The sequence below is a fragment of the Ventrimonas faecis genome, from assembly GCF_040096075.1.
Lineage (GTDB): Bacteria > Bacillota > Clostridia > Lachnospirales > Lachnospiraceae > Brotaphodocola > Brotaphodocola faecis.
Window position 1 is genome coordinate 1 of sequence record NZ_JBBMFJ010000048.1, and the last position, 13,000, is coordinate 13,000.

A 13,000-nucleotide genomic window follows, 5' to 3' on the forward strand; every position below is an offset into this window, starting at 1 on the left:
AGGCCCTCCTAATGATATTTATTGTATCATAGAAGGACCTTACTTAGGTTATTTTACAGAAAAAGTTTCATAGGCTCCGCAAGTCCCCCACCGACAGCAACCCTTCATCCATGACCTTCCGTCCGTCGCCCTAATCCATCTTTCCATGACCTCCCGTCCTCCAGCCTGAATCATTTTCGTATGAATTTCAATTTTCCGATCAGCCACATCCTTCTTCATCGTCCCTTCAAGAAAGAGAACTTTGAAAGAAGTGGAACCTTCCCCTGATTCAAAGCTCGTTTTCGAAAAAATAATCAACAGTCAACGATTTCCCTACTCTTTCCCTTATCATTTCTGCAGCTGAACTTTTCTTAATTCTTTAAAATTCCAGGCTATCTGCATTCAACAGAAAATACTTCATTCCCATAATGACAAACCCTTCATCATTACGCCAAGGCTTCTTAGTGCCATTGACAATGACAATTTTCTTGAATGAATCTGGAATGTTACGCAGAGAATTGAACTCTTGCGTCTGTTTTTCTTCTGAAGTCATATCGTAGGCTACTTGGATATAGTAACGCTGACTTCCTTGGTTTACAACAAAATCGACCTCCAGCTGCTTACGGATTCGCTTTCCCTCTTTGTCCTTATCATACACATCGACAACGCCCACATCCACATTGTAGCCACGGAGAAGCAACTCGTTATAAACGATATTCTCCATGATGTGGGTCGATTCCTGTTGTCTGAATTTCAGACGGGCATTTCTGAGGCCCAAATCGGTAAAATAATACTTCAGGTTTGCTCCGATATATTTTCTGCCTTTAATGTCATATCGGCTTGCTTTGGAAATCAGAAATGCTTCAGCTAATAGGTCGATATGGTGAGAAATCGTCTTATTGGTATAATTCATCTGACGTTCACTGGCGAAAGTGTTTGCAATTTTTGACGGATTGGTCGGTGCGCCGATTGCAGAAGCAAGCACATCAACCAGAATACCAATTTCATCTACGCTTTGAAGTTTATATCTCTCAATAACATCCTTCAGATACACATTGGCAAGGATGTTTCTCAAATATTCTGCTTTCTGCCGATCATTCTGAAAGCCTGCAACCTGCGGAAGTCCGCCGTAGGTCATATAATCATTCCAGGCATCATCATAGTCACCATCATAAGCAGAATAAAACTCTGCAAAGGAGAGCGGGTAAATTCTGACTTCATCACCTCTGCCACGGAACTCAGTCACGATGTCGCTGGAAAGAAATTTGGAGTTGCTGCCAGTCACATAAACGTCAATGTTACTGATACGAAGCAGGCTGTTCAACACTTCCTCAAAACGGGGCATAAACTGAACTTCATCCAGAAGCAGGTAATATCTACCGGAATCTTTCATTGCATCCTTGATATAGCGGAAACACACCTTCGGATCTCGCAGTTCCTCGTTTTCAATACCATCCAGCGCAATCTCAATGATATGTTCTGCATCAGCACCATTTTCCAAAAGGTATCTCTTAAAAATGTTAAAGAGCAAAAAGGACTTTCCACATCTGCGAATGCCTGTAATTACCTTTATCATGCCGTTATCTTTTCGCTCAATCAGCTGCTGCAGATAAGCGTCTCTCTTAATATCCATGGTATCACTCCCTTTTTTTGTGCAACTGCACATTTTTTAGTAATATCATTCTAACACAGAATGGATTACTTTTCAATATTCATTCCTATTTTATGTGCAACTGCACATTTTTATGTAACGAAAACAAAAAAGGAGCGAACCTCGTAGCTGCATCCATGGATGGAATCCTGAGAGCCAGAGCTGTAGAGTTCCAATGGAACAATACGTTCACAATATCCTCAATGCCCGTCTCGGAAAGTAAAATGCTTGAATTTTTGTCTTGACAACTGAACCACTATACTTGACAAACAGAATTCGGGTGGTATACTTTTTCCATATAAGTGTTATTGAAGTACAATTTCATATTATTTCATGTAAACCAGGGCATAGTCGTCTGAACTATGCCCTTTTCTGTGTTTTATGGGAGGTATTTTCATGGAAATGACTTATGTAAGGAAACGGATCGAAGAGGCCTCTAATCTGGTATGTCTGCTGGGAATCAGTACCAGCATGGACTGCGGATGTCTGAATTACCGTCAGGAAGATGGGCTGTATGATCTGGAACAGAAGTACGGCCATGCACCGGAGGAGATATTCTCTTCTGTATTCTTTAGCACACGCCCGCAGCAGTTTTTTGATTTCTATAAAACGGAGATTTTGAAAAGAACAGGAATGCCGGATGATTGCATGAAGACGCTGGCCCGGATGGAGACAGATGGCAGACTGAAAGCGGTCATCACCAGAGAACTGTTCAGCTTGCCAAGACGGGCAGGCTGCCAGAATGTAGTAGAGCTTCATGGAAGCATCTATGAAAATCATTGTCCCAGGTGCGGAAAAGCATTTGACATCGGATATATGCTTGAGACAGATGGGGTTCCCCTGTGCCCGGAGTGCAAAGTTCCCATCCGGCCCGGAGTGAACCTGATCGGAGACAGGATGAGCAGCGCCCGGATTGCCATGGCTGCAGCAGAACTGGCAAAGGCTGATACGTTGCTGATTCTGGGAGGGCATATGGAAACACCGCTTGTTTCCAACATGCTTCCCTATTTCCATGGCAATCTGGTGATTCTGGTCAATGAGAGCAAACATCTGTCAGACAGGATGGCTGACTTTACATATTATGGAAAACCGCGGGATATTTTGCCTCAGCTCTATCCGGCAGCAGCTGACGCTATCTCAGCTTGAATAAGGTACTGAGAATTCCGCGGCCGAGAGAAGCACCGATATTGCCGCCCAGACGTTTGCCGAAGGAACCTCCGAACTGTTTTCCAACCTCATTGCTGATCTGTCGTCCAAGGGTGCCGGCAGCAGTGCCGGCTACTCGGCCCACGGCAGATTTCATCTGTTTTTCTCTGGCAGCGGCTTCTTTTTCAGCAGCTTTTCTGGTTGCTTCCTCCTGCCTCATACGCTGTTTTTCGGCGGCCGCTTCCTCTGCGGCTTTTCGGGCATCTTCCTCCTCAGAGACTGCCTTTCGCTGCAGGAATTCATAGGCCGAATCCCGATCTGTCATCTCCACATAGCGCTTCTCCGATCCCCAGCTGAAACAGCGATTCATAGGTGTCGAAAGCTGGATTTCCACGGAAGGACATGGCGGCAGTTTTGGCAGCCTTCTGTTCTTTTGGCGTATAAGCATGAAGGGCGTGCTGGATCTTGTTGTCAAGCTGGCTTAAGACCCCGTCGGGAATATTCTGTGGATTCTGGGTGATAAAGTAGATGCCGACACCCTTGGAACGGATCAGCTTGATCACCTGCTCGATCTTGTCAAACAACGCATCAGAAGCGTGGTCAAACAGCAGATGAGTTTCATCGAAGAAGAATATCATCTTGGGTTTGTCCAGGCCGCCGGCTTCCGGCAGAGACTCGAAAAGTTCCGACATCATCCACAGCAGGAAGGTGGCATACATGGTGGGATTCCGGATCAGCTTCTGGCAGTCCAGAATCAGGATCACACAACGACCATCGCAGTCTCTGCAGAGCCAGTCGCTGATATTTAACCTAAAATCCGAACTATATTCACTCAAAATTCAGGTTTAATAACACCAAGTCTGGTCAGGAACAATCGATCCCGTTCAATAGACTCCGTGCACCATCGTGCCTTACCCATGGCGGAGTCAACGGTTGTCTCCTGAACAGTATCAAACCAGCCAAACAGTTTGGCTACTGACATGCCTTTCAGCCAGTTAAGAAGTGTTTTCTCCTTCCTGAAGACTTCAGACTTATCATGTGCCGGATCGCCATTGGGAATGGCAAGGGAATTCTTAACCCGATTAAGCTCCCTCTGGAAGAAGGCTTCGTATCCATATGCGACAAACTGGCAGAAAAACCGGCCTTCTAGAGTTTCGGTAGACTTTGTTCTCGTTACGTGTGCATCGTTATACTGCTTGTCGAGACGGAATCCTTCCTCCGTTTTTTCGCGGAGACGGTATTCCCGTAATGCACTGAAAGCATCCATTTTCTCGTTTGAGACAAGCACGAAGTACCCATAGAGCCGGCTTGTTTTCATGATTGCTTTATCATTCAGTGTTATGACAAGCCTGTCCCGGACATTCCGGATGATCAGGTAACGATCCGCCATACGTGCTTCCGCCTTAGTCAGTAGAGCCGGATCTACGCCTGCTTCCAGCTGCTTTTTTACATGCTGGATATCCTTCATAAGGAGCGCCGTATCGAGCCTCGCTTTGTCCGTATCGAGTATAAGGTGGAGATACAGCCGGTGTTCCTCTGTAATGACGTCACCTTTATGTATGCCGCCGCGGGTTCGCTTTCTCTCATACGAAAACACATGGCTGATCCTTTTCGTGACACAGTACTTCGAGGGATCTTCCGGCCAGGCATGGGATGATACTTCCATCTCCTCAAGGAGCGGTTCAAGTTCCGGGAGGATCCATTTGCTGTCAAGTTGACCGCGCATAAGAAACTTTGTATGTGCCTGCAGGAATCCCAGGATATTCTCCTCCGAGAAAAATCCGCCATCCAGTACCAGCAGGGGTTTATCCATCCCAAGGACGGACAGTTGCTTTAACGCATTGAGCACGGAGATCACATCCGGTATGTTCCCCGGCTGGCGCGAAAAGGCGATCGGCTGGTGATCCTGGAGGCTGAAAAGCGTAAGCAATTTTACAGTAGCCAGTCCGTTACCGTCATTATTATACCCGAAGCGGACATCATTCAGCAGTTCGGAATACGATGACACAGTTGTGCTATCGACGGCAACAGATGCTCTGGACGGTGCATGAGATGCCCGGTATTGAAAGTATTTCTGCGATACCGTGATGTCCTGCCCCAATTGTTTCATCAGCAAATAGCACGTGTCCTCTGACATCCCTTCCTGATAAGGTATGGTATGGCTTATCTGCCACTCCTCGATACTGCGGATCGTTTTATCGGGATTTGCCATCCAGAACCTTGCAATAGAGATGATCTTCTGGGCAGTTCCCTTATCAGCAGAGCTGAGGATATCATCGTCAATACCGGATTCCCTGCCAATCCACGCAAGGATATCCGTAACACCGACTGTTTTACGGACTGCGGTGGCTGCAGCAGTTCCAGGTGTTTTCCAGGGGCGCGTCGGGAGAAGCGCGGTCCCATTTGCCGACTTCTTTCCAAGTAACTTGCTGGATACGTGCTCGTTATATCTCTTTTTCGGATTGTAGAGTGTTGTTACCTCGTAGACGTATATATCGCCATTGGCCTGGCGGCGTTCGACACGTTTGGTTTTAGGTTCACCGGAAGCTTTTCTTGGCATCTTGGATCTCCTTTTATTTAGTGCCTATATTATACTATAAACACTAAATAAAATCAATCCATTGATGGCCGAAAATGGCTTATTTTCAAAAGAAAACGGCACTCAAGCAACCGGTATTTGATGCTTATTGAGTGGCCATAACACGGATTTTAGGATGTAAGTAAAGACTGCCGTTTTTGCCTGCTCTCTGGTCATGCCATTTGTGGCAATATTCGGCACATTTGCTTTTACCCATTCATCTGTCCAGGTAGTGTGCTCAATGATCATATTTGCTTTGTTCTGATCGAAAGTAACCGTATTCGTGCGGTATTCTGCCTAGTATTCCAGTATTTCGTATCCGGAGCAGGTACGCGTTGCATTTAAAAAGGCATCCACCATTTCCCCATAAGAAAAAGTCTCCACAGATTCTGTGGTAGCCGTAAGAGTAGTACCATCATAGCGAAATCTGGAATCGGCGTTCGCAATACTCTCCATGGTTGCGGCCTGTGCAGGAAATGCAAAGATCGTAGACAGTGTGACAGCTAAAATAGATTTAAAAATTTTTCTCATAATATGAACCCTCCTCAATTGACATGATGCAACAAATGTATCCTTCTGGTTTCATAACCGCCAATCGAGAGAATTCTATTTTTATCTACTTTCATTACACACTATATGTAGTGTAGTGTCAAATATTATTTCCCGAATACACTGAAAATAGTGGAAACGGATTGTCAGGATTGTAAATTGGACTTATACTGATAATAGTGTATAAAAGATTGAGGGGTGCTGGTGACGATCAAATGTAAGATAGACATATTAGGGGCATTGAAGGAAGCCGGGTATAGCAGCCATCGTCTCCGTAACGAAAAACTCATTGGCGAATCAGCCATACAGGCGTTCCGCAAGGGGCGCATTCAGGGAATCCGTACGCTCGATGTGGTATGTGGACTCTTGCAAGTGCAGCCGGGCGATATTTTGGAATATGTCTATGGAGAGGATGACCATGTTAACGATAAAGAACATTGAAAGAGCAGCGGACTGCGTCTCGATGCAAGTGTACATCGAAGCAAACCGGGAAAACTTCTTCACGGTCCTCTTTGACAAGCAGACAGGAAGCGTAAAGGAATGCTCCCGGGATGATGCAGATGCATATATTCAGGCCGTATGCCGTGACTATTGGGATATCGTGAAGGACCGTAGTGGGAAAGAAGAATACGTCCTCTTATAAGAAAAAAAAGAGGAAAAGGATATGGACAAAAGACAAAAAATACTGATTGTAGATGATTCAAAATTAAACAGGGACATATTGAAGGAGATTCTCGGAGAAACTTATAATTACCTGGAAGCTGAAAATGGTAATCAGGCAATTCAGATGATAGGAGAAAATATTGAAATTGATCTGATGCTTTTGGACATCAATATGCCACAGATGAATGGTTTTGAAGTTTTGAAAATAATGAAAAGAAGCCAATGTATTGCTGAAACTCCTGTAAATATTCCAATTGTTGCCATGACTGCCAATGCCTTTAAGGAAGATGAAGAAATGGCACTTTCTGTTGGTATGAATGGACATATAGCCAAACCAATAGATGTAGATAAAGTAGAACAGGTTTTATGTTCAATTCTGAGATAAAAGGTATTTTTTGTAAAAAGAACGTTGATTATGTGCTGGAATAAAAGAAAGATTTACGAAGGTATTCCGCAAGGTACGTATGGGTTTTGAAAAACTCGAATAGTCACAAAAAATCAGGCCGAAGGATACAGTGTGAGGAATATGAAAAAGTTGATAATACCAGATAAAGTACAAAAAGAGATACTTACCGATCTTATGATTGCGAATGGAACCAGCGGACTAATCGGTGGATATTGTGAGGATGAGTTCCCAGTTTATTATGCCAATGAAGAAATGGCACTGATGCTTGGTTATAATGCAGTGGAAGAACTGGTTGAAGCAATTGACGGAAAAGTTATTAATACGGTCCACCCTGATGACAGAGAACAGGTCATAAAGGATATCGGGGGTGAGTATTATGAGGGATTAACCTATGAGACCACATATCGTATGCCGCGAAAAGACGGCTCCTGGTTCTGGACAGTCGATAAAGGAAAAGTCATACGGACAGAGGATGGAAAACTGGCTATTATCAGTGCATGTTATGATATGACATCTTTCGTGGACCGGCATAAGAAGCTGGAAGAGCAAAATATGCTGTCTAAGGCGACGATTGATCAAATACCCGGTGGTTATCACAGATGTTCCCTAGAAGAAGGTCATCCATTTTTATATATCAGTGACAGGTTTCTTGCTATTTTGGGATGGACCAGAGAAGAAATCAAGACAATATTTGATAATAAATTTGACAATATGCTTCATCCGGATGACAGGAATCTTTCAGCAGATTATACCACCCGTATTCTTGATACATGCGAGCATGGATTTACGCAGGATCAGATTTACCGTCTGCTTGGAAAGGATGGCTATCACTGGGTCACAGATGCCACAACATTGGTGAAATCCGGCAATCAGAGATTCTTTCAGGGAAATATTACAGATATTACGGATTTTGTTAAAGATAAAGAAGAAAAAGAGAAAGAACTGGAGGACAGCAACCGGATTCTGAATGAACGTAACCGGATATTATCAGCTTTATCCAGGGATTATACAACGGTACTTTTGTGTGATTTAAAGCAGGATACCTTTGAAGTTGTAAAAGGGGATACTGGTTTTGCACACAATGTTCCTGCAAAAAAGCAGCATTCAGTTTATGGAAGTAACTGTTATTCGGAGATAATCCGGTATTTTTTTGAAAATATCCTGATCAAAGAATCAGATCCTGAATATCTGGAAAGACTTTTGCCGGAGCATCTTATGAACGAATTAAAAGAAACTGACAATATAGAGTTTTATCATAAGACAATACCAAATGGGAGCGGTTTCAGACATTTTCTGACAAGGGCAATACGATTATACAATGATGAAGAGCATTTTAAGATCATCCTTGGTTTCTATTCTGTAGATGAAATCATTAAAAAAGAGCAGGAGATAGAGCTTCAAAGAGAGATTATCGAAGGTCTTGGAAAAGAATATTTCTCTGTTCTGGCAGTAGAACTGGACAAAGATCATGTGATTTCTTATCGTGAGTCTGGGGAAAATGGAAAGATTATTTCAGATTTTTGCAGAAAATGTGGTAACAGATGGTCGAAAATAATTCCCTCTTATGCTGAGACGATGGTATCTGATAACACCAACGGAGAATTTGAAAAGCAGCTAGGGTTGGAAGTCCTGCGTTCACAGGAAGAGGATTATTCCATGACATACGAGTTTAAGTCAGAAACAGGAATCAATTATCATCAGGCAAGGGTGGCATATGTAAAGAAAAAAGACGGAACAAGGATGGCTGTAGTCGGAACAAGAAATATTGACAGTCTGATAAAAAAAGAGCGTATGCAGGAAGAAGAGCTGAAAAAAGCATATGCTGCCGCTGAAAATGCAAACAAAGCCAAAACAGAATTCCTGAATAATATGTCCCATGATATCCGTACTCCAATGAACGTGATCCTGGGATATAACCAGCTGATGAAATCACACCTGACAGAACCGAAGCAGCTGGATTATCAGAAGAAAATCGAACAATCCGGGAAACTGTTATTGTCCATCATCAATAATGTACTTGATATGGCTCGGATTGAAAGCGGAAAGATGAAGGTAGATGAGAATTATGAAATAGTTGGCGAGATAGTAGACGAAATCATAAGTACTTTTTCATCAGAAGCGGAAGAAAAAGGAATTCATCTAAGTGGCAGCATACAGGTTACACATAGAAATATCCTGTGTGACAGTACAAAAATCAGGGAAATCTATGTAAATCTTGTTAGTAATGCTATTAAATACACTCCGAGGGGTGGAAATGTAACGATCACTGTAGCAGAACTGCCGTGTGAAAAAGAAGGATATGTAAAGATAAAAAGCGAGGTAGCGGATACCGGTATTGGCATGAGTAAAGAATATCTTCCAACACTGTTCGAACCATTCACTCGTGAACATAGTACAATGACTGGAAAGTTGAGAGGAACCGGTCTTGGAATGCCAATCGTAAAGAAAATGGCCGATCTGATGGGTGGAAGTATCGAAGTAGAAAGCGAACTGGGAAAAGGAACCATATTTACGTTTACGTTGACACATAAAATAGCTGACGAGAAATATTACAGCCAGGAGATAGAAACAGCGGATGCATCTGATATTGGAGAAAACCTGTGTGGGAAGCATGTTCTACTGGCGGAGGATAATGATCTGAATGCGGAAATCGCGGTGACAGTCCTGGAAGGAACAGGGCTTGTTATCGAGCGTGTGGAAGACGGAGTTCAGTGCGTGAACAAGGTAGAGCAGATGCCATCGGGAACTTATGATCTGATACTTATGGATATCCAGATGCCAAACATGGATGGCTATCAGGCAACCCAGTGTATCCGGCATTTAAATGATAAAAAGAAGGCAGAAATCCCGATCATTGCTATGACGGCAAATGCCTTTGCAGAGGACAGGAAAAGGACGTTTGATGCTGGCATGAATGGACACATTACAAAACCGATTGATATTGAGAAACTGGGAGCGGTCATTCTTTCTGTATTGAATGAACAAGTAGCGAAAGCGGATTGCGAATGTCAGCTTTAATGGATCATAAGAGGGAAGGAATGAACGGAAAGATAGATAAACGGATAAGAAAAAAAGGTAAGAAAAAAAGATTATGTTTGAGCATTTTAGTACTTATCATGTTACTCTTCGTACCGGTTTTTGCTTATGCGTCGGAAATAAAAAATAATGGGAAAACAACTCACGTAATAGAGGAAGAAAATAAAACCGTGAGAGTTGGCTATTTCCCATATGCCAATTTTCAAGAAGGTGGTTATGGAGAACACAAGCAGGGAGCAGGATATGAGTATCTACAGAAAATTTCTTATATAACTGGCTGGAAGTATGAATATGTCTATGGTTCATTTAAAGAATGCATGGATATGTTGGCAGATGGAGAAATAGATATACTTGGAAGTATCACTTATACACCGGAAAGAGCAGAATCTATCGATTTTTCAACCTATGCCGAGGGAACAGAACGATTTTGGATCTATACCCGAGAAAATCATATGAATCTTACAGATGGTGATCCGAAGCAGATGGATGGCTGTCGTATCGGCGCTGCAGAAGGAAGCTACCAGAAAGAACTTCTGGAAAAATGGCTGGACAGCAATCAGATTCATGCTGAAGTTGTTGCCTGTAAAGATTATGATGAAATGGTAGAAAACCTGGATGCAGATGAACTGGATGTACTAGTGATCCCGGCACTGTCTGTCAACAGCGATTTTATTGCCATTGCCAATATCGGTGCAAGTGACTGTTACTTTGGTGTATCAAAATCCAGACCGGATTTGTTAAATGAATTAAATTCTGCCCTGGAAGAAATCAACAATACAGAAACGGACTACAGCAGCAAGCTGTATGCCCGTTATGAAGGAAAAGCGGTCATAAATTATGCACTCAATAAGGAAGAAAAACAATGGCTGGATGCACATGAAAATACAATCCGTGTGGGATATCTAAAGGATAATCTTCCATTTTGTGGTGAAGAAAATGGGAAACTGACAGGAATTTTAGGAACTGTTCTGGATACTGTTCAGAAAAAATATGAAATCACAGTCAAGGCGGTTCCCTGTTCCACGGGAGAACAGATGAATGAGGCATTGCAATCTGGTGAAATCGATATTGCCGGTCCTATCATTCAGGATCTATATACACAGGAACAGTTTCAGGTGATTTTGACGGATGAAATCTTTGATATTACGCCAGTTGTTATTTACAAAGGAAATGAATATAACAGCAGTATCTCTACGATCGCAGCGACAGAGACCTCATTGTATTCGGAATTGATGGTGTCCCTTCTTTTTCCGAATGCAGAGATCAAACTATATGATACACAAGAAGAATGCCTGGAGGCAGTGGCAAATGGAAAAGCAGGAGCAACTGTTATTCCTTCTTCAAAAATTAATATTCTTAATGAAAGTCCACTGACTAAAAGTCTTTCATTTGCAGAAATGGCAAAACGACAGGAATTAGCGATGTTCACGACGAGGGGAAACAGAAGGGCAGCCACCATTATCAATAAAGCAATTGAGCAGTCATCTAATATTTTAAATGGCGTTGTCCTTGCACAGAATTCTGTTTCGGAAAAGAAAATGACCTTGCAGGATGTCCTCGCGGAGTATGCAGGCTTAGCTGTCGGAGTTTCATCTGTGATTATTTTTGTACTGCTTCTTCTGGTTTATTCTCTTTCGGTAAGCAGGAAAAAACAGATGGAAGCCCTGAAAGAAGCACGGGATGCAAATGCGGCGAATATTGCAAAAACGACGTTCCTGAACCATATGTCCCATGATATCAGGACACCAATGAATGCAATTGTTGGATTTACAGATATTGCCATGAAGAGGAAGCCGGACAAAGAGGTGGAGAATTGTCTGAAAAAGATCAGGCAGAGCTCAGAATATCTGATGACACTGATTAATGATGTGCTGGACATCAGCCGCATTGAAAGTGGTAAACTGGAATATAAACCAGTACCGGTAGATTTAAGAGATATGACAGATACTGTTTTGTCGATTGCAAATGGATATATGGAAAACCGTGACCTTAATTTTTATGTCTCAAGAGAAGAACTTAAAACTTCTTATGTGATGGCAGATGAACTCAGAATCAGGGAAGTATTGCTCAACATTATCAGTAATGCAGTCAAATTTACAAAAGACGGAGGCACTATTTCATTTGCTGCAGAAAATGCGCCGGGCAATGATGCACATCATATAATCGTACGCTATCGTATCACGGATACCGGAATTGGTATGAGTGATGAGTTCCAGACCAGAATATTTGATGAGTTCAGTCAGGAAAATGATGGGGCAAGAACCAGTTATAAGGGAACCGGACTGGGAATGGCCATTGCCAAACAGTATGTAGATCTTATGGGTGGAAAAATTGAAGTCAGCAGCAGACAGGGAATTGGCTCAACATTTACTGTAGAAATCCCCCTGCTTGTAGCAGAACAGGTACTGGCTGAAAAGGAAGAAAAATTAAGGAAAGATATGGATTTGCATGGTCTGCATGTCCTTTTGGCAGAGGACAATGATTTAAATGCAGAGATAGCAGTAGTTCTATTGGAAGAAAAAGGGATGACAGTAACCAGGGCTGCCGATGGAAAATCTGCCTTAGAGCAGTTTTACAATGCAGCTCCGGGGACTTTTGATTTGATTTTGATGGATATTATGATGCCGGAAATGAATGGGTATGAAACGACAAAAGCTATAAGAAATCTGCCGGACCGTCCGGACGGAAAGAAAATACCTATTATTGCAATGACGGCAAATGCATTTGCAGAGGATGTTCAGTCTGCATTGAATGCAGGAATGGATGATCATGTAGCAAAGCCGGTTGATATGAGAATTTTAATATCTGTTATTACAAAATATATAGAACGATGATTCATTTGTTGAAAAATGGATTGGAAAAAGAAAGTAGAAAGTGGAAAAGAGCCGGGAGCATTTTGCCGGTAGTGTAAATTGATTTGTGTCTTTGGTAAAAAATGGCTCCATTTTGGTAAGAATTACGGTATGTAAATTTTTATCGAAAAGGAGCATTT

The 13,000-nt window shown here is 42.5% G+C and carries 10 protein-coding genes and 1 pseudogene; 6 read left to right on the forward strand and 5 right to left on the reverse strand.

The genetic code is table 11. The features are described from left to right. Nucleotides 1–358: 358 nt before the first annotated feature. A complete protein-coding gene (locus WMO41_RS15140) occupies nt 359–1,612 on the reverse strand; it encodes an ATP-binding protein (RefSeq protein ID WP_349230472.1) in 1,254 nt (417 codons plus the stop codon). 414 nt (nt 1,613–2,026) lie between these two features. Between WMO41_RS15140 and WMO41_RS15145 the strand changes: the two genes are divergently transcribed. Further along, nucleotides 2,027–2,776 (forward strand): Sir2 family NAD-dependent protein deacetylase, encoded by a 750-nt coding sequence (locus WMO41_RS15145; protein WP_349230473.1) that lies wholly within the window; start codon nt 2,027–2,029, stop codon nt 2,774–2,776. Here the strand turns inward: WMO41_RS15145 and WMO41_RS15150 are convergent. The 4 genes and pseudogenes from WMO41_RS15150 to WMO41_RS15165 all read right to left on the reverse strand — a co-directional run bounded on the left by WMO41_RS15150 (nt 2,763) and on the right by WMO41_RS15165 (nt 5,885). After that, nucleotides 2,763–3,540, reverse strand: a pseudogene (locus WMO41_RS15150) (helicase HerA-like domain-containing protein). The gene WMO41_RS15145 and the pseudogene WMO41_RS15150 overlap by 14 nt on opposite strands. Before the next feature lie 68 nt (nt 3,541–3,608). Then, entirely contained in the window at nt 3,609–5,336 is a 1,728-nt protein-coding gene (locus WMO41_RS15155; protein ID WP_349230474.1) for an IS1634 family transposase, read from the reverse strand. A gap of 102 nt (nt 5,337–5,438) precedes the next feature. Continuing rightward, the gene (locus WMO41_RS15160) at nt 5,439–5,603 is read right to left on the reverse strand and encodes a hypothetical protein (RefSeq protein ID WP_349230475.1); all 165 of its coding nucleotides are present in this window, start codon (nt 5,601–5,603) and stop codon (nt 5,439–5,441) included. Between the two features lie 48 nt (nt 5,604–5,651). Then, on the reverse strand, nt 5,652–5,885 hold the full coding sequence (locus WMO41_RS15165; protein ID WP_349230476.1) for a hypothetical protein: 234 nt from the start codon (nt 5,883–5,885) through the stop codon (nt 5,652–5,654). A 222-nt stretch (nt 5,886–6,107) separates the two neighbouring features. Here WMO41_RS15165 and WMO41_RS15170 point away from each other — a divergent pair, with 222 nt between their 5' ends. The 5 genes from WMO41_RS15170 to WMO41_RS15190 all read left to right on the forward strand — a co-directional run bounded on the left by WMO41_RS15170 (nt 6,108) and on the right by WMO41_RS15190 (nt 12,842). Further along, a complete protein-coding gene (locus tag WMO41_RS15170; RefSeq protein ID WP_349230477.1) occupies nt 6,108–6,344 on the forward strand; it encodes a helix-turn-helix domain-containing protein in 237 nt (78 codons plus the stop codon). Next, entirely contained in the window at nt 6,322–6,546 is a 225-nt protein-coding gene (locus WMO41_RS15175) for a hypothetical protein (protein ID WP_349230478.1), read from the forward strand. Before WMO41_RS15170 ends, WMO41_RS15175 begins: the two co-directional genes overlap by 23 nt. A gap of 21 nt (nt 6,547–6,567) precedes the next feature. Beyond that, nucleotides 6,568–6,951 (forward strand): response regulator, encoded by a 384-nt coding sequence (locus tag WMO41_RS15180; RefSeq protein WP_349230479.1) that lies wholly within the window; start codon nt 6,568–6,570, stop codon nt 6,949–6,951. A 141-nt stretch (nt 6,952–7,092) separates the two neighbouring features. Then, complete coding sequence (locus WMO41_RS15185) at nt 7,093–9,990, forward strand: ATP-binding protein (RefSeq protein WP_349230480.1); 2,898 nt, start codon at nt 7,093–7,095, stop codon at nt 9,988–9,990. Continuing rightward, nucleotides 9,978–12,842: a response regulator gene (locus tag WMO41_RS15190; protein ID WP_349230481.1), complete on the forward strand. Its 2,865-nt coding sequence runs from the start codon at nt 9,978–9,980 to the stop codon at nt 12,840–12,842. The genes WMO41_RS15185 and WMO41_RS15190 overlap by 13 nt, the downstream gene beginning before the upstream one ends. Nucleotides 12,843–13,000: the final 158 nt, after the last annotated feature.

What these genes read in the sequence shown, in the direction of transcription:
- WMO41_RS15140 (WP_349230472.1), bottom strand. Translation starts at nt 1,612, where the DNA reads ATGGATATTAAGAGAGACGCTTATCTGCAGCAGCTGATTGAGCGAAAA.
- WMO41_RS15155 (WP_349230474.1), bottom strand. Translation starts at nt 5,336, where the DNA reads ATGCCAAGAAAAGCTTCCGGTGAACCTAAAACCAAACGTGTCGAACGC.
- WMO41_RS15175 (WP_349230478.1), top strand. Translation starts at nt 6,322, where the DNA reads ATGTTAACGATAAAGAACATTGAAAGAGCAGCGGACTGCGTCTCGATG.
- WMO41_RS15160 (WP_349230475.1), bottom strand. Translation starts at nt 5,603, where the DNA reads ATGATCATTGAGCACACTACCTGGACAGATGAATGGGTAAAAGCAAAT.
- WMO41_RS15145 (WP_349230473.1), top strand. Translation starts at nt 2,027, where the DNA reads ATGGAAATGACTTATGTAAGGAAACGGATCGAAGAGGCCTCTAATCTG.
- WMO41_RS15190 (WP_349230481.1), top strand. Translation starts at nt 9,978, where the DNA reads ATGTCAGCTTTAATGGATCATAAGAGGGAAGGAATGAACGGAAAGATA.
- WMO41_RS15165 (WP_349230476.1), bottom strand. Translation starts at nt 5,885, where the DNA reads ATGAGAAAAATTTTTAAATCTATTTTAGCTGTCACACTGTCTACGATC.
- WMO41_RS15185 (WP_349230480.1), top strand. Translation starts at nt 7,093, where the DNA reads ATGAAAAAGTTGATAATACCAGATAAAGTACAAAAAGAGATACTTACC.
- WMO41_RS15180 (WP_349230479.1), top strand. Translation starts at nt 6,568, where the DNA reads ATGGACAAAAGACAAAAAATACTGATTGTAGATGATTCAAAATTAAAC.